This window comes from Nocardioides ureilyticus (assembly GCF_051280745.1).
Lineage (GTDB): Bacteria > Actinomycetota > Actinomycetes > Propionibacteriales > Nocardioidaceae > Nocardioides.
Genome location: NZ_JBNCOG010000035.1, coordinates 20,950 through 37,956 on the forward strand (window position 1 = coordinate 20,950; position 17,007 = coordinate 37,956).

Consider the following 17,007-nt stretch of genomic DNA (forward strand, 5'->3'; position numbering starts at 1 on the left):
GCCGGACGCTCATCGCCGCGTCCCGGTGCAGTGGATCCGCAACAGCTCCGGCCGCTGGCGCAGCCGCACCGTGAGGTCGTGCGCCCCGGACGGCGGGTCGGGCAGCTCGACGCGGACGGTCCTCGCCTGACCGGGAGCCAACCGGACGCGGCCCCGGTCGCGGACCGTCTCCGCGCGTCGGCCGGCGGGGTCCACGCCCACGCGGTACCGGATGCTGCGCCGCCGCTCCAGGTGGCTGACCACGCGGAAGCGGAGCGTCGCCGTGGCCCCGGCACAAGCGGCGTCCGGCCGGCTGGTCAGGAAGAGCTCGACGAACGGCTGCGGCTTGCGGCTGGTCGACAGCTCGACCTCCCGCTCGGGGAGCGTCAGCACGGCGGCCACGAGCACGATCGCGCCGAGGCCGGTGACCGGCACAGCCCGCTGCCACCACCGGACCGGACCCGGTCGGGGCTCGCGCCCCGGGGCATCGACCGTCTCGTCGAGCCCGTCCGCCCCGTGTCGGGGAGACTCACGCATCGCTTCCTCCCTCGCGCGTCCGCCGTCCTCCGCGCCGGGCGGTCGGACTCCCGCTACAACGGGACTCGGCTGCGAGGGTTACGACGGTGGTCCGGACCGGCGTGTCGTCAGTCGGCGGCGTACCGCTCGAGGAAGGCCCGGACGAGCCGGTCGTAGCGCTCCGGGGCGAAGTTCCACGACTCCACGTGACCGGCTCCCTCGACGACGTGAACGGTCACCAGCTCGGGCCGGGCCCCGGCCAGCCGCCGGCTGCTCGCGACCGGCACGCTGGGGTCGGACGCACCGTGGAAGACCAGCGCCGGCACGGTGAGCCAGGAGGTGTCGTCGAGGTAGTCGACGTCGTCGAGGTCGAGACCGGTGCGCAGCTGGGCCACCCCGAGGCCGGCGGCGACCAGGAACCCCGGCACGGCTGCGGAGGCCACGCCCTCCGCCAGCGCGGTCCGGAAGTCCAGCAGCGGCGCGTCGAGGACCACGGCGCGCACCCGGTCCGCTGCGTCCGAGCGCTCGAGGAAGGACGCGACGACCGATCCCCCCATGCTGGCGCCGAGCAGCACGACGTCGCGCGCCCCCCGCTCGCGAGCCAGGCGCACCGCCGACTCGAGGTCGCGCCACTCGGTGAGGCCGACACGGGCCTCCCCACCCCCGGCCTCCGGGGCGCCCCGGTAGGTGATGGCGAGCGAGGGCATGCCGAGCGCGAGGGTGGAGCGCATCATCCGGAACGTCTCCGACCGGGCCGCACCCCGGCCGTGCACCAGGATCGCCCAGGTCGAGGACGTGCCGGGCGCGAACCACGCAGGCAGCGGTCCGTCCTCGCCGGGGACCGCGACCTCACGCACGTCCGCCCCCGGGAAGGCGCGCCGGGCATCGCGCGGGTAGGCCTCCCGTGAGTACCGCGCGAGCGTCCCCGCGGCGGGCAACGCCCCCTCGAGGAGGCGGAACGAGCGGGTGACCCGCTGCCCGCCGTCCGAGACGACCCGGCCCACCTGCCCGGACCCGGTCTCCCAGTCGAGCCCGTAGGTCTCGGCCACCGTCAACCAGGTGGGGCCACCCTCGACCTCCTCGATCGTGACCTGGCTCCGGCCGGCCTCGACCACGCGCACCTGCGAGGGCCAGAAGGCCGGCGAGACCTCCAGCAGTGCGGCGACCCGGTTCGAGGTCCGGGCCATCACGGTGGCGCTCGCCGCCAGCACCAGGACGAGCACCAGGACGAGGACCCGGCGCAGCGTCCGGCGCGACCGTCGGCCGGGCGTCACCCCGCGGTCGTCGTCCTCCCGGCCCGGCGCGGACGTGGTGGCGCCGCTCATCGGGGAGCCGCACCACGCGTGGGCTCGAGGACCGCCGCGCTCAGCACCGACTCGAGCGTGTCGAGGTGCTGCTCCCACGTCGGCAGCGTGCGGGCGACCTCCCCGCCGCGGCCGGCGAGCGCCGCCACCGCGTCCGGGTTGCCGGCGAGCTCGGCGAGGCACGCCCGCAGGGCTTCGGGCCTCATCGCCACCTCCCGCACGCCGTCGCCCAGACCGAGCGCCCGCATCGCCGGGTCGGCGTTGACCAGCACCGCACACCCGCTCAGCAGGGCCTCCATCGGCGTCATCGGGCCCTCCCCGACGCTCGCGCACACGAAGACGTCGCAGGCGCGGTAGACGGCGGCGACGTCCTCGGGCGGGAGCGCACCCAGGAAGACGCGGTGGGGCGAGTCCGGCACCCCGGCGGGCCGGTCACCCCCGACGAAGACCAGGCGGTACTCGCCGCCCGCCGCACCCGCGACGACGTCGAACCCCTTCTTCGGCACGAACCGCCCGACGTACAGCACGAGCACCTCGTCCTCGGGCAGCCCGAACCGCCGGCGGACCTCCTCCCGCTCGGCCGGGACCGGCGGACGGAAGAGGTCCCGGCGGATGCCGTTGCGGAGCACCTGCGTGCGCACGCCGGGCAGCCTCGCGCGGGTCCAGGACTCGATGACCGGACTGATGGGCAGCACGCAGGTCGCTCCGCGGAGCACCAGCGACCCGACCGTGCGCAGCACCAGCACCTGCACCAGGCGGACGAGCCGGGACGGGTGCTCGACCATGCCGACATGCTGGGTCACGACGTACGGCGTGCGCAGCAGGCGGCACAGGACTGCCGCCGCCCACGAGGTCAGGTACAGCATGTCGTGCACGTGGACGACGTCCGAGCGCCGGACGAGCTGCCAGGTCCGCCACAGCAGGGACGGCCCGAAGACGGGGAACGGCACGCCGCGGCGCTCGAACCAGTTCGCCACCCGCAGCCGACGTACCCGGACACCCCGGTCCTCGCGCAGCCCCGCGGCGACGGGTGGGGCGCTGGTCAGCAGGGCGACCTCGTGACCGCGGGCCGCGAGCCCGGTCGCCACCTCCTGCGCCACGACCTCGAGGCCACCGACGTGCGGCGGGTAGTAGTGCGCGACCACCCCGATCCGGAGCGGTGCAGGCCTCGGCAGGTGGGGCGGGGACCCCACTCGTGCGGATCTCATGCGGCGTGGTTCAGACATTTAACTGGGAATCGTAACTCACCGGTAACCCCCTCGTTGGGCCGATGTTCGCCGGACGTCCATCCGCCGGCCCGAGCATGGGGAGAGTCGAGATGCCGCCAACCACAGGGACACCCGCCACCGTGCCGCAGCCGGTGGTCGCCACCGGCGCCCCGGCCCACGACGACCTGGCCCGGCTCGCCCAGCCGGTGGCCACCTCGGTGCCGTGGGCCGACTTCCGGGTCGCCGCCATCGTCCCCTGCCACAACGAGGCCGGGGCGGTCGAGAAGGTGGTGCGCGACCTCAAGCACCACGTGCCCGGGATCGACGTGTACGTCTACGACAACTGCAGCACCGACGGCACCGCCGAGGCCGCGGCCCGGGCCGGCGCGATCGTCCGGTACGAGCGGCTCAAGGGGAAGGGCAACGTCGTCCGTCGCGCGTTCGCCGACATCGAGGCCGACATCTACCTCATGATCGACGGGGACGACACCTACGACCCGGCCGCGGCCCCCACCATGATCCGCACCCTCATCGAGGGTCACCACGACCACGTCCTCGGCATGCGCCAGCAGCTGGTGGACACCGCCTACCGCCCCAACCACGAGTGGGGCAACAAGATCCTCAACCGCGTGGTGGGGGCCCTCTTCGGCACGAACGTCAACGACATGCTCAGCGGCTACCGCGTCTTCTCCCGACGCTTCGTGAAGAGCTTCCCGGCCCTCTCCCGCGAGTTCGAGATCGAGACCGAGCTGACCGTGCACACGCTCAGCATGCGGGCGTCGACGGCGACGATGCCCGTCGGCTTCCGGGAGCGGGCGGCCGGCACGGAGAGCAAGCTGCGCACCTACCGCGACGGCACCAAGATCCTGGCGCTGATCGCCAGCCTGGCCCGCCACGAGCGCCCGCTCGCGTTCTTCGGCCTCTTCGCGGCCCTCTGCATGCTCGTCTCGATCGCGCTCGGGGCGCCCGTGGTCGCGCAGTACCTGCAGACCGGCTTCGTGCCGCGGATGCCGACCCTGATGACCTCGATCGGGCTCATCATCGTCTCGTGCCTGGCGATGACCGCCGGGCTGATCCTCGACGGGATGCGCAAGGCGCGGCACGAGCTCAGCCGGCTCGCCTACCTCCAGCACGGCTCCGTCGGGTCGAGCTGAGGGCTCGGGGGGTCATGGCCCGGCCCGTACGCGTCGCACTCGTCACGCCGTACTACCCGCCCAGCGTGGGCGGGCTGGAGCGCTACACCCACGAGGTCGCCCGGGCGTTGCACCAGGACCCCGACTTCGAGGTGGTCGTCATCACCACGGGACCGTCCCGTCGGACGCGGGTCGACACCGAGGACGGCGTGACCGTCGTCCGGCTGGCCCCCTGGCTGAGGGTCTCGAACAGCCCGGTCAGCGGTTGGTGGCCGGTGCAGCTGCGCGCGCTGCTGCACCGCCACCGGGTGGACGTGGTGCACGCGCACGCTCCGACGCCCTACCTCGCCGACGTGGCGACGTACGTCGCGGGCGATCGCCCCGTGGTGCTCACCTACCACTCGGGCTCGCTGGTCAAGGGCGTGGGCGGGCCGGTCGACGCCCTCCTGCGGACCTACGAGCGGACGGTGCTGCCGCGGGTCTTCGCCCGTGCGGACCGGCTGGTCGCCGTCTCGCCCGTGGCGGCGACCTACGCCACCGGCCGGGCCACCGTGATCCCGCCGGGGGTCGACACGTCGGCGTTCATGCCGGCCCCTGCCCCGACGGCACCCACCGTGCTCTTCGTCGGGCGGCTGCAGCGGACGTCGAGGTGGAAGGGCGTGCAGGTGCTCGTCGACGCCTTCGCCTCGATCGCCGCCGAGGTGCCGGAGGCGCGGCTGAGGGTGGTCGGCGACGGCGACGACGTGCCCACGCTGCGTGCCCAGGCCTCGTCGCTGGGCCTCGCGTCCCGGGTGGACTGGTGCGGCCCTCTCTCGGGACCGGACCTCGTGCGCGCCTACCAGGAGGCCTCCGTCGTCGCGCTGCCGTCGCTGACCGAGTCCGAGTCCTTCGGCATGGTCCTGGTCGAGGCGATGGCGTGCGGCCGACCGGTGGTGGGCAGCCGGGTCGGCGGCATCCCCCACGTCGTGCGCGACGGCGTCGACGGCGTGCTGGTGCCGCCCGGGGACGCCGCAGCACTGGCCTCGGCCCTCGTCGGCCTGCTCCGCGACGACGATCGACGGGAGGCGCTGGGTGCCGCCGGACGTGCAGCGGCCGTGGAGACGTGGGACTGGCGGCACTCCACCGACGCCACGACGCGGCTGCTGCGGGAGGCCGTCGAGGATCGAGGAACCTCCCGGGGACCGAGGCGCCGTTAACGAGCCCGGGGCCCTCGGGTCACGCCGCACCACGGAAAATCCTCACCGGTCCAGTCGATCGTTGCAATCTTTACCCACGCTGCGATTCCCTCGCTCCGCGCGGACGACGTCCGCGCCTCCCGGGCGAAGCAACGGATGGGGACTCATGCGCGCACGTGCCACTGGCCAGGCAGCTACGAACAGGAACGGGGGCGCGCGAGGCTCGAGCCGAGCCCTCCTGGCGATGGTGAGCATCATCGCGTTGTGGGCGGGGTCCCTGGTCGCCCTCGTCGCGGCACCCGCGCAGGCCGCGCAGGCGCCGGGGCACGACGTGCCGGCATGGAGCACCGGCTGGTCGTGGACCTACCAGACGAGCTTCCGGTACCAGGCCGACGGCACCGACGTCACGATCAACGAGAACGTGAGCTACACGGTGGCCGGCACCGAGACCTTCCAGGGCCAGGACGCCTACCGGCTGACGATCAGCGGCTCGATCACCGGGGGCAACGGATCGGTCGCCATCGACGGGCTCGGGAACGCGTCCCTGTCCGGCTTCAGCGGCTCGGTGACCGGCACCAGGCTCGTCCGCCGCTCGGACCTGGCCCTCCTCCGCGAGCACCAGCGGCAGAACCTGCGGGCCAGGGCGTCGGTCTCCTTCCTCGGGACCGACGTCACCGCCGCGATCGACCTCACCATGACGCCGTCCGGCGGATGGCGCACCCGCGACTTCCCGCTCAACGCCGGCGACACCTGGCACAACGACGAGTCCATCGCCTACTCCGGGGGCTTCAGCTACGACGCCGGGTCGGTCGGCGGCAGCGGCTCCGACACCTTCGAGGGCACCCTGCCCTTCGCCGGCCCCTCGAACGTCACCGCCACCAACGTCTCGGTGCCGATCGGCACGGTCACCACCAGCCGGGTGCGAGCGGTCAGCGAGGACGGTCAGACCGTGGACGACCTCTGGTGGTCGCCCACGCACCGGAACGACGCCAAGGAGGTCATGCAGCTGCCCCTCGACGGCGCGAGGCTCACCATCACCCGCAACCTCAGCGGCTCCTCGACGCCGGCACCGACGACGGTGCTGACGCAGACCGTCACGCCCTCACTCAGCTGCGCCGGGGGCGCCGTGACGGTGACCGGCCGGCACAGCGGGGGTGCGAGCGGCGTACTGGTGACTGCGGTCCTCGACCAGTCCCCGGTCCGGCCCGGGCAGCGGCTCACCGCGTCGACCCGCACCACCGCGGGTGGCGGCTACAGCATCACCCTCACCGCCCCGGTCGAGAGCGACGGGATGGCCAAGCGCGGCTCGCGAGGCAACTGGGGGATCGTCGTCTCCGGTGGCGGCGCGAGCAACGCCGGCACGCTGGTGGTCACCGGGCAGAGCTGCACGACCCTCACCGTCCACGGCGACACCAGCGCTCCGCAGGGCGGCACGGCCGAGGTGTCCGCCCGGCTGGAGGACCTCGCCGGTGGACCCGTCAGCGGGCGTGCCATCACCTTCACCCTGTCCGACGGGGACGCCGTGACCGCCAGGACCGACGCCACGGGCGTCGCCGAGGTGGCCCTTCCCGTGGCCGGACCTCCGCGGAAGGCCACGCTCAGCGCCTCGTTCGCCGGTAGCGCTGACCAGGCCGGCGCCACGACGTCGACGCCGTTCGTGATCGGACGGGTGGCGACCCGCACGACCGTCACCGCTTCCCCGTCCCCGGCGACCGTCGGCGAGCCGGTGACCTTCACCGCCGCGGTGGTGCCGGAGCTGGCCGGCGACCCCGGTGGCGAGGTGCAGTTCTTCGTCGACGGCGCCGCCTTCGGGGGGCCGGTCGCCGTGGCCGACGGCACCGCCACGAGTGCCGGCATCTCCACCTTGGCCCTCGGCACCCACGAGGTCACGGCCGAGTACCGAGGAGACGACGACCACGCCGGCAGCGTGTCGCCGACTGCCTCCTTCCTCGTCCGCAACCCGTTGCTCGCCTCGAGCACCACGCAGTCCAGCGCGCCGAACCCTGCGGTGTACGGCCAGCCGGTCACCCTGACCTCCACCGTTCGCGGCACCGCCGCCGGCGGCATGCCGACCGGGACCGTGGTGTTCACCGAGGGCGGGAGCCCGCTGGGGACCGCCACCCTCGGCGACGACGGCGTCGCGAGCCTCGACGTGACCACGTGGGGCGCCGGCCGCCACACCGTCGTGGCGACCTACTCGGGTGACGACACCTACGCCGCCAGCGTCGCCGCTCCCCGCGAGGTCACGATCGAGAAGGCCGGCGTCGAGGTGGAGCTGGACGTCCCCGCCGCCTCCCGTCCCGTCTCCGGCCAGGCCCTGGCGATCACCGCCCGCGTGCTCCCGGTGGCGCCGGGGGCCGGCGTGCCCGACGGCTCCCTGCAGCTGCTGGTCGACGGCGCCGAGCGCGGCGACCCGGTTCCCCTGGAGTCGGGTGCCGCCGCCTTCCCCGCGACCACGCTGCGGGCGGGCGACCACACGGTCGCCGTCGCCTACAGCGGCAGCGCGAACTTCGAGGGAGGCACTGACTCGCTGCGGCAGACGGTGGCGCCGGCGGACACCGTCACCACGCTCGTGGCGTCCCCGTCACCGTCCGTCGAGGACCAGGAGGTCGAGCTCACCGCCACGGTCGCCGCGGTCGCACCCGGCGCCGGCGCGCCGAGCGGGACCGTCACCTTCCTCGCCGCCGGCGAGCCGATCGGCGCCGCGCCGCTCCGGTCCACCGACGACGGCACCCAGGCCACCCTCGCCGTCTCCGACCTGGCGCCCGGGTCCTACGTCCTCACCGCCCAGTACGACGGTGACGACGACTACCGGGCGAGCCAGGCGGAGCCGACCGACCACACCGTGATCGCCGCGGCCACCGTGGTCGCCACCACGACGGCCCTGACCTCGTCGCGGAACCCGTCGTCGTACGGCGAGATGATCGACTTCCACGCGACGGTCACGGCCGCGGACGGCAGCGTGCCGACCGGGGCGGTGCAGTTCTCGGTCGACGGCACCGACGTCGGCGGTCCCGTCCCGTTGGATGCAGGCGGTCGGGCGACGAGCGTCGTGCTGGCCTCCCCGGACCCCGGCGACCACACCGTGATCGCGGCCTTCGTGCCCGACGCCGGCTTCTCCAGGAGCGGCGCCACGCTGACCCAGTCCGTGGTGGGCGCCGGCGTCGACCTCGTCGTGACCTCCTCGGCGCCGGCCAGTGGCTACGGCGAGGCGGTGTCGTTCACCGCTACGGCCGCGTCGCAGCGGGCCGGCACCGGCCAGCCGAGCGGGTACGTGCAGTTCGCCGTCGACGGCCAGCCGCTGGGCGACGCCGTCGCCCTCGCCGAGGGCCGGGCCACCAGTCCGACCGTCGCGGACCTGGCACCGGGCGAGCACACGGTCACCGCGCTGTACTCCGGCGACCGGCACTTCGTGCCCGCCTCGACCTCGGTGACGCAGAGCGTCGCGACGCTGCCGACGACCACCACCCTGACGGCTGCCACGACGGCGCCGGTCTTCGGGGATCCCGTGGCTCTCACCGCGACCGTCGTGCCGACCAACGGAGCACTGGGCGCAGCACTGGGCGCACCCGGAGGGACGGTCGCCTTCGTCGAGGGCGACACGGTCCTGGCCACGGTCCCGCTCGAGCCAGCCGCCGGGGCCCGTGCGGAGGCGACGGCGACGCTGACGGGGCTCGGGGCCGGGTCGCACGCCGTCCGCGCCGTCTACTCCGGGTCCGACGACTTCTCGGCCAGCCAGTCCGTCGCGACCACGATCGCGGTGGCCAAGCGGCCGACGGCGATCCATGCGACCAACGCCGCCGTCCGGCTGGTTCCGTTCGGCCTGCCTCTCGGCCGGCTGCAGGCCGACGTCCACTCCGACTACGTCCCGGTGCCCGGGGTCCGGGTCGTGTTCCGGATCGGCGGCCGCACGGTGTGCACCGTCACCGCGGACGACGCCGGCGTCGCCCTCTGCGACGCCTCCCGCCACCTGCTCGCGCTGGTGCTGGCCGGCGGCTACACCGCCACCTTCGCGGGCGACGAGAACCACCTCCCCGCCACGGACCGGGGAGCTGTCCTCTGATGAGGGTGCCGTCGCCCCGCCGCGGCCCCGTCCGACACCTCCCCGGAGAAGGAAGTGCCATCGTGCGCAGACTCATCGCGGCCCTCGCCGCAGCCTGCCTGGTCCTCGGGTCCACCGTGGCGCTGGCCGGCCCGGCTCATGCCGACCTGACCGCTCCCGCCAACGGGGCGACCCTCCGCGGGACGGTCACCCTGTCCGACACCGGCGGGTACGACGACTCCACCGGCAACCACTGTGGCTGGTTCGGCGGGAGCAGCGGGGACACCACGATCGAGCTGATCGACTCCTCCGGCCGGGTGGTGTTCCGGCGCCAGTGGGCCGGAGAGGGTGCCCGCAGCGTCGCGGTCGACACCCACGACCACCCCAACGGCCGGTACACCGTGCGCGGCACCATCGGCATCCGCAAGAACAGCGGCTTCCTGGGGCTCGGCTGCAAGACCGAGACCCGGACGACCACCCGCACGGTCACGATCGACAACGTGACCGCACTGGCCTACGCCGGCCCCACCAGCGCGCCGCAGAACACCACCGTCACGGTGCGGGCGACCCTCAGCGACCCGCACCTCTCGACCTCCGTGCTGCCCCACCGGCCCGTGCGGTTCTCGCTCTCGGGCGGGACCAGCGTCACCGCCACCACCGACGCCAAGGGCGTGGCCACCGCGTCACTGCCGATCGCCGGCCCGCCGCGCGCAGCCACGGTGACCGCGTCGTACGCGGGGACCACCTACTACCGCTCGAGCAGCGCCACGGCCTCCTTCACGGTCACCAAGAACGCGACGACGACGAGCATCGCGGCACCGGCTCCGACCGTGCACGGCCAACCCACCAGCTTCAGCGCGCAGGTGGCCCGGCTCACGGGCACCGGCACGCCGACCGGCACCGTGCAGTTCACCGTCGACGGTGCCGACTTCGGCGCTCCCGTGGCCGTCTCCGCCGACGGCGTGGCCACCTCCCCGAGCACGTCGACCCTGAGCACGGGATCGCACACCGTCGGCGCGCGCTACACCGGCGACGAGGACTTCCTGCCGAGCTCCGCCGACCCCGCGACCCAGTCGGTCGAGAGGGCCGCCACCACCACCGAGCTGTCCAGCGACGTCTCGCCGACGGTCAGTGGCCAGGCGGTGCGGTTCACCGCCACCGTCGGGGTGGTCGCCCCGGGAGAGGGTGAACCGACGGGAGCCGTCCAGTTCACCGTGGACGGCCAGCCGTACGGCACCGCGGTGCCGTTGGACGGCGACACCGCCAGCCTCACGATCTCGAACCTGAGCACGGGCAACCACGAGGTGCTGGCCACCTACAACGGCACCGCCGACCTCCGCCCGAGCTCGTCGGCCGTCCTCACCCACGGGGTCGACCGCGCCGAGACCGCGCTCGCCCTCAGCACCGAGACCGCGGCCGCAGTCGCGGGTGAGCCGGTGACCTTCACCGCCGAGCTGTCGATCATGGGCGAGGGTGCCGGCACGCCGACGGGAACCGTCCAGTTCGCGGTCGACGGCGAGCCCGTCGGCGACCCGGTCCCGGTGGTCGGCGGAACGGCGAGCTCGGCGGCCACCCGGTTGCCCGCGGGAGCGCACCTGGTCACCGCGGACTACGGAGGCGACCAGAACTTCGCCGGCTCCCACGACTCGCTGGAGCACGTCGTCGCGGCCGCCGCGACGACGACCCGGGTGACCTCCGCGCCCAACCCCTCGGTGGTCGGCCAGCCGATCACCCTGCGCGCCGAGGTGACGCCCGTGAGCCCCGCCACCGGCAACCCCGAGGGAGCCGTCCAGTTCTTCGTCGACGGGAAGGCCGAGGGCTTGTACAGCGAGCTGCACGACGGCGTGGCCACGCTCGAGGTCGACGACCTCGGCCCGGGCACGCACACCGTCGGCGCCAGGTACCTCAGCGGCGACCCCAGCTTCATCACGAGCACCGCCGACCCGGTGACCCACCAGGTCGACAGGGCCGCGACCGAGCTGGACCTGGAGAGCTCCGCACCCCGCTCGGTGTTCGGCCAGCCGGTGACGTTCACCGCAACCGTGGCCGTGGTCGCCCCGGGAGCGGGCGCCCCGTCCGGCACGGTCACCTTCACCGACGGCTCGACGGTGCTGGGCACCGCCGAGATCAGCTCGGCGACGGACTTCCGAGCGACCCTCACCACCGACGACCTGCGGGTCGCCCAGCACGCGATCGTGGCCACCTACGACGGGGACGAGAACTTCCTGGGCAGCTCCCGGTCGATCACCCAGAGGGTGGACCGGGCCCAGACCTCCACGGTGGTGACCTCCTCGGCGAACCCGGCGCAGTCCGGCCAGGGCGTCACCTTCGAGGCGGAGGTGACGCCGGTCGCGCCGGGAGCCGGAGCGCCCAGCGGCACGGTGACCTTCACCGTCAACGGTGCGCCACTCGGAGAACCGGCCGAGGTGGTCGACGGAACGGCGACCAGCACGGCGTTCGCCTCCCTCTCACCCGGGACGTACGCCATCCGGGCCACGTACAGCGGTGACGGCAACTTCGTGACCAGCAGCGGCGGCCTGGACCAGGGGGCCGGTCAGGAGGTGACCAAGGCGGCGACGGAGATGACGGTCGTGTCCTCCCACGCCGAGCCTGCACCCTTCGGGGAGCCGGTGACCTTCACCTCGACCGTCACCGCCGTCGGACCGGCCACCGGCCGGCCGTCCGGCGTCGTCCAGCTCTGGGACGGACCGGTGCTGCTCGGCGCGAGCAACCTGTCCCCGGCCGGTCCCCGGTCGGCGGAGGCCGAGGTGGTGACGACCGCGCTCACCCCGGGGACCCACGAGATCCGCGCCGTCTACGTGGGGAGCTTCAACTTCCACGGCCAGGTCGCGTCCACGACGCAGAGCGTCGGACAGGTGCCGACGGTGACCGGTGTGCAGTCCTCCGGGGCCCCGTCGACGTTCGGTGACGAGGTCACCCTGACCGCAGTGGTGTCCTCCGCCGTCGCGGCACCCGAGGTGCCGACGGGAACGGTGACGTTCAGCGAGGGCTCCGACGTCCTCGGGACCGCGGAGATCCGGACGGTGCAGGGGCGCCAGCAGGCCTCGATCACCCTCAGCGGGCTCGAGGGAGGAGTGCACCTCGTGACGGCGACCTACTCCGGCGGCGGCATGCACGCGACGAGCACGTCGACCGCGTTCCGGCAGGAGGTCGACCGAGCAGTGAGCGACCTCCAGGCCGCCCCCCTGGCCGAGCAGGTCGGCGACGGGCTCCGCGTCCGCGCCACGTTGACCGGCAACGACGGCCACCCGCTCGCGGGGCAGGACGTGGTCTTCACGACGACCCGGCTGACCGGGCAGGACGTCGTTCCCGTCTGCGACGCCGTCACGGACGCCGACGGCCTCGCCTCCTGCACGGCGACCAAGGCGCTCGTGCCGATCCTCGTCGACCGGGGCTACGACGCCTCCTTCGCCGGCAACGGGAACTACCTTCCCGCGCAGGCGCGGGGTGCCCTCCTCGCACCGGCCGGTCACTGACCGGTGCTCGGCGGCGGTCGGCGCCAACCGCACGGCCGCCGCCGAGCACGGCCCCAGCTCCCCGGGTAGGAGTCGAACCTACGTCGCTAGTCCTGATTCAAAGTCAGGCGGGCCCTGCCGGCAGACCAACCGGGGATCGGCTTGTCCCACACGGGACAGGAGCCAAGAGTAGGGCCCCCGGTCAGCGTCGAGCCGTAGCGGTGGCCGCTCGTACGTCGGCTGCGAGACCTCGGCTGCCCCCGGCCACGCCGTCGGCGGCGATCACCAGGTCCGCCGAGCCCGGCCTGGCACGCCAAGGCCACGGCGCGAGCCGACGGCGCGTGACCGTGGAGCCATCGACCGGGGTGACGTGGACCGTCTCCGACCGCGGCGTCACCCCGGGCCTGTCCACACCTCGATCGCAGGACGGGGGTGCCCTAGGGTCGCGCGGGTGGACCTGCCCGTCATGCCGCCGGTGCGGCCGATGCTCGCCAAGTCCGTCGCCGGGATCCCCGACCCCGCCAAGCACGGCGGGCTCCTCTACGAGCCGAAGTGGGACGGCTTCCGCTGCCTGGTCTTCCGCGACGGCGACGAGGTGGAGCTGACCAGCCGCAACACCAAGCCGCTGACCCGCTACTTCCCCGAGGTCGTGGCCGCGGTGAAGGAGCAGCTGCCGACGCGGTGCGTCCTCGACGGCGAGCTCTTCGTGGCGCTGCGAGGCGAGGACGGGGCGGACCGGCTGCAGTTCGAGGTGCTCCAAGAGCGGGTCCACCCGGCCGCCTCGCGGGTGCGGATGCTCAGCGAGACGACGCCGGCCGGCTTCGTCGCCTTCGACCTCCTCGCGCTCGGCGACGAGTCCTACGTCGACCGGCCGCTCGCGGAGCGTCGGGCTGCGCTGGAGGAGGCCCTCGGCCACCTCGACGGGTCCGGCCCGTGCCACCTCACGCGCACGACGACGGACCCGGCGGTCGCCGAGGGCTGGTTCACCCGCTTCGAGGGCGCCGGCCTCGACGGCGTGGTCGCCAAGCCGCTGGGTGCGGCGTACGTCGAGAACGGGCGGACCATGCTCAAGATCAAGCACGAGCGCACCGCCGACGTCGTGGTCGCGGGCTACCGGGAGCACAAGACCAGCACGCCGGCGCGGCCGCTGCTCGGCAGCCTCCTCCTCGGGTTGTACGACGGCGACGGCCAGCTGCAGCACGTCGGCGTGAGCGCCAGCTTCACCGAGAAGCGGCGCGCGGAGCTGATCGAGGAGCTCCAGTCGCTCGTCGTGCCGGTCGAGGACCACCCGTGGGGCCACTGGAGCGAGTGGGCGATCGCCAACCCGGACCGTGTCCCCGGCACCCAGAGCCGGTGGAGCGCCGGGAAGGACCTGTCGTTCACGCCGCTGCGGCCCGAGCGCGTCCTCGAGGTGAAGTACGACCACATGGAGGGCCGGCGGTTCCGCCACACCGCCCACTTCAAGCGCTGGCGGCCCGACCGGGACCCGACCTCGTGCGGCTACGACCAGCTCGAGGAGCCGGTGAAGTACGACCTCGGCGAGGTGCTGGGCGGATGAGCCGCCGCCGCCGGTGAGCGCGCAGGACTAGGGTGGGAGGCATGGCCGACTACGACGTCGTACTCCTCGTCGAGCAGGCGCTCTCGCCCGCCGACGCCGCCCAGGTGCGCTCGCTCCACGAGGCGATCGAGGAGCCGGTGGTCTACCACGTGCTGCTGCCGCTGGAGGACGCCGCGGCCCGGGTCGAGGCGGCGATGGGCTCGCTGTCCGGTGGGGAGCTGCTGGCCTCCCCCGCCATGAGCATGTCCGAGGTGGACCTCGAGGCGGTGCGCCAGGACTCCGAGGTGCGCTCGACCTCCGACCTGGCGCGCACGCTGGAGGCACTGACGGCCGCTGGCGCCACGGCGCGCGGCGAGGTCGTCACCGAACCGCCGATCACCGCGCTGGCGGAGAAGGTCAAGGCGGTCGACGGCCGGGAGGCGATCATCCTCACCCGTCCCCACGTGGTCGCCGAGTTCTTCCACGTGGACTGGACCTCCCAGGCACGCCGCAAGATCGGCGTGCCGGTGCTGCACCTGCTCGAGCACGAGAACTTCGACGAGCAGTCGAGCGGCGCCGGCGAGGGCGTCACCGGCTTCTGAGCCGGCCCGTCCCCCGCACGCACGTGAAGCTCCCATCCCGCCCCGCCCTGCGCCGCTCGGAGCCCGCGGCCGAGGAGGTGCCGGCCGCACCGAGGCCGCCGCGCGGTCGGCCGGTGGCGCAGTACGCCGCGGTGCTCGACGGCCGCCGGCTCTGGCTGGCGTTCGCCCCCGAGGCGGGGTCACCCGGCATGAGCGACACGGCCACCGGGGAGGTCCTGGTGCCGACCCCCGAGCTGAGCGAGGACGAGCCGCGGTGGCGCTCGGTGCGCCTCGACCTCGACGCGCTCCCCTGGCGCGACGGTGCGGCGTACGACCTGGTGCTCGTGCGCCCCGGCGGGCGCGGAGCGCGGCCGCTGTGGAGCCCCCCGCTCGCGCCGGCGCGCACGACGCCGACCGCGGACGGCACCCACCGGTACGACGTGGTGCGCACCGAGGACGGCGGGCTGCGGGTGCAGCGGCGGACCGTCGAGCCGGCGGCGACGCTGGAGCGCATCGAGGTGCTCCCCGGCGGCCTCCGGCTGACCCTCACCGCGCCGGCCGCCACCGACCGCCACGGCGAGCAGGGCGAGCCCGGCCGGCCCGACACCGTGAGCCTGGTGGCCGACGACGGCACGGTGGTCGCGGCGTACCCGGTCGCCGCCGGCGGCGGGCTGACCTGCACCCTGGCGGAGGGCTCGCTGCCGGTCGGCATGAAGGTCCGCACCCGCGTCGTGCTGGGCACGCCGGGCGACGGGCCGGTCCTGCCCGTGCGCCGCCGCGCCGACGTCCTCCCCGACGTTCGCACCGGCGCGCCGCTGCCGGTGTACGAGAGCGAGCGCGGGCTGGTCGCCGCCCTGCGCTGGAACGCCGAGGGGCTGCTCACCCTCCAGGTCCGACCGGGAGAGGAGGGCCGGTGAGGATCGCCTACCTGGTCGTCGACGCCGCGGCCACCGAGGACGACGCCACCCGCACCGTGGTGGCGCAGGCGAACGCGCTCGCGGGCGACCACGACGTCCGGCTGCTGAGCCTGCAGCCGGTCGAGGACCCCGGCGTCGCGGGCATCGACCCCGCCGTCACCGTGCGGTCCTTGGCCGAGGAGGGACCGGACGAGACGCTGTCCGCCCGCCCCTCCGCACTCCTGCCGCAGGGCGATGACCGACGCCTCGACGCCTCGAGCGACGTGGCGCTCGAGGCCGCGCTCCCCACGCTCGAGGTGGACGCGGTGGTCACCGCCGACCCCGGCCTGCTCGTCGCCGCGGTCGAGCTCCTGCCCGACCACGTCGTCGTCGCGCACCAGGACCACCGGCCGACCACAGCCCGGAGCACCGAGCTCACGCTGCGCCACCTCCCCCGCGCCGACGTGCTCGTGGTGGCCGACGAGGACCGCCGCGCGTGGTACCGCGAGCAGCTCGGCCCGCTCGCGCCGCGGCTCGAGGTCCTGCTCCCGTCGCTGCCCGGCGGGTACGCGCCGCGCTCGACCGTGGAGTCACCGGTGGTGATGGCGGCCGGCCGCCTGCTGCCCGAGCGCCAGCTGCCGATGCTGGTCGCCGCCTTCGCCCCCGTCGCGGCCGCGCTGCCCGAGTGGCGGCTTCGGATCTGGGGCACGGGCCCGGACCGCAACGACGTGGTGCGCCAGGTCCGCAAGGAGGGCCTCTGGGACCGCGTCGAGCTGCCCGGTGCGGTGACCGACCCCCGCACGGAGTGGGCGCGGGCGGCGGTCGCCGCCGTGCCCTCGCGGATCGAGGGCTACCCGCTGTCGATCGCGGAGGCCATGGCCGCCGGGGTGCCGGTCGTCGCCTTCGACTCCGGGCCCGGGCCGCGGCGGATGATCGACCACGACGGCAGCGGCGTGCTCGTCGCACCGCAGTCGGTCGCCGGCCTCTCGACCGCCCTGCTCCGCCTGGCCGGCGACGTGGAGCTCCGCCGCCGGCTCGGCAACGGTGCGCACCGCAGCGCGCGGGCGTACGACGCCGACGCGCTGGCCGAGCGCTGGGTCACCGTCCTCGCCGACGCACGTGCCCGGCGGGGCGGGCGGGGCCGGCTCGCCGCCCGGGCC

The 17,007-nt window shown here is 74.4% G+C and carries 11 protein-coding genes and 1 tRNA gene; 8 read left to right on the top strand and 4 right to left on the bottom strand.

The window, feature by feature from the left end; all coding sequences use genetic code 11:
• Nucleotides 1-9 precede the first annotated feature (9 nt).
• The 3 genes from ACSMHG_RS16440 to ACSMHG_RS16450 form a co-directional block, all read right to left on the bottom strand.
• Nucleotides 10-516, bottom strand: a complete 507-nt coding sequence (locus ACSMHG_RS16440) for a hypothetical protein (protein ID WP_435747067.1) — start codon at nt 514-516, stop codon at nt 10-12.
• Between the two features lie 107 nt (nt 517-623).
• The gene (locus ACSMHG_RS16445) at nt 624-1,820 is read right to left on the bottom strand and encodes an alpha/beta hydrolase family protein (RefSeq protein WP_435747069.1); all 1,197 of its coding nucleotides are present in this window, start codon (nt 1,818-1,820) and stop codon (nt 624-626) included.
• Nucleotides 1,817-3,007, bottom strand: coding sequence for a glycosyltransferase family 4 protein (locus ACSMHG_RS16450; RefSeq protein WP_435747071.1), 1,191 nt, complete (start codon nt 3,005-3,007; stop codon nt 1,817-1,819). The genes ACSMHG_RS16445 and ACSMHG_RS16450 overlap by 4 nt, the downstream gene beginning before the upstream one ends.
• A 140-nt stretch (nt 3,008-3,147) precedes the next feature.
• Between ACSMHG_RS16450 and ACSMHG_RS16455 the strand changes: the two genes are divergently transcribed.
• From ACSMHG_RS16455 to ACSMHG_RS16470, 4 genes are all read left to right on the top strand, one after another.
• Complete coding sequence (locus ACSMHG_RS16455) at nt 3,148-4,161, top strand: glycosyltransferase (RefSeq protein ID WP_435747073.1); 1,014 nt, start codon at nt 3,148-3,150, stop codon at nt 4,159-4,161.
• A gap of 14 nt (nt 4,162-4,175) precedes the next feature.
• Entirely contained in the window at nt 4,176-5,336 is a 1,161-nt protein-coding gene (locus ACSMHG_RS16460) for a glycosyltransferase family 4 protein (RefSeq protein ID WP_435747075.1), read from the top strand.
• A 223-nt stretch (nt 5,337-5,559) separates the two neighbouring features.
• Complete coding sequence (locus tag ACSMHG_RS16465; RefSeq protein ID WP_435747077.1) at nt 5,560-9,378, top strand: Ig-like domain repeat protein; 3,819 nt, start codon at nt 5,560-5,562, stop codon at nt 9,376-9,378.
• A gap of 62 nt (nt 9,379-9,440) precedes the next feature.
• Complete coding sequence (locus ACSMHG_RS16470; protein WP_435747079.1) at nt 9,441-12,854, top strand: Ig-like domain-containing protein; 3,414 nt, start codon at nt 9,441-9,443, stop codon at nt 12,852-12,854.
• Nucleotides 12,855-12,911: 57 nt separating this feature from the next.
• On the opposite strand, the gene ACSMHG_RS16475 is transcribed toward ACSMHG_RS16470, so the two are convergent.
• Nucleotides 12,912-12,990, bottom strand: a tRNA-Gln gene (locus ACSMHG_RS16475).
• A 294-nt stretch (nt 12,991-13,284) separates the two neighbouring features.
• Between ACSMHG_RS16475 and ACSMHG_RS16480 the strand changes: the two genes are divergently transcribed.
• The 4 genes from ACSMHG_RS16480 to ACSMHG_RS16495 all read left to right on the top strand — a co-directional run.
• Nucleotides 13,285-14,391 (top strand): ATP-dependent DNA ligase, encoded by a 1,107-nt coding sequence (locus ACSMHG_RS16480; RefSeq protein WP_435747081.1) that lies wholly within the window; start codon nt 13,285-13,287, stop codon nt 14,389-14,391.
• A gap of 41 nt (nt 14,392-14,432) precedes the next feature.
• Nucleotides 14,433-14,972 carry a hypothetical protein gene (locus ACSMHG_RS16485; protein ID WP_435747083.1) on the top strand — a complete coding sequence of 180 codons (540 nt, stop codon included), beginning with the start codon at nt 14,433-14,435 and terminating at the stop codon, nt 14,970-14,972.
• Nucleotides 14,973-14,995: 23 nt separating this feature from the next.
• Entirely contained in the window at nt 14,996-15,868 is an 873-nt protein-coding gene (locus ACSMHG_RS16490) for a hypothetical protein (protein ID WP_435747085.1), read from the top strand.
• A partial coding sequence (locus ACSMHG_RS16495; protein WP_435747087.1) for a glycosyltransferase occupies nt 15,865-17,007 on the top strand: 1,143 nt, incomplete at its 3' end. The genes ACSMHG_RS16490 and ACSMHG_RS16495, both read left to right, overlap by 4 nt.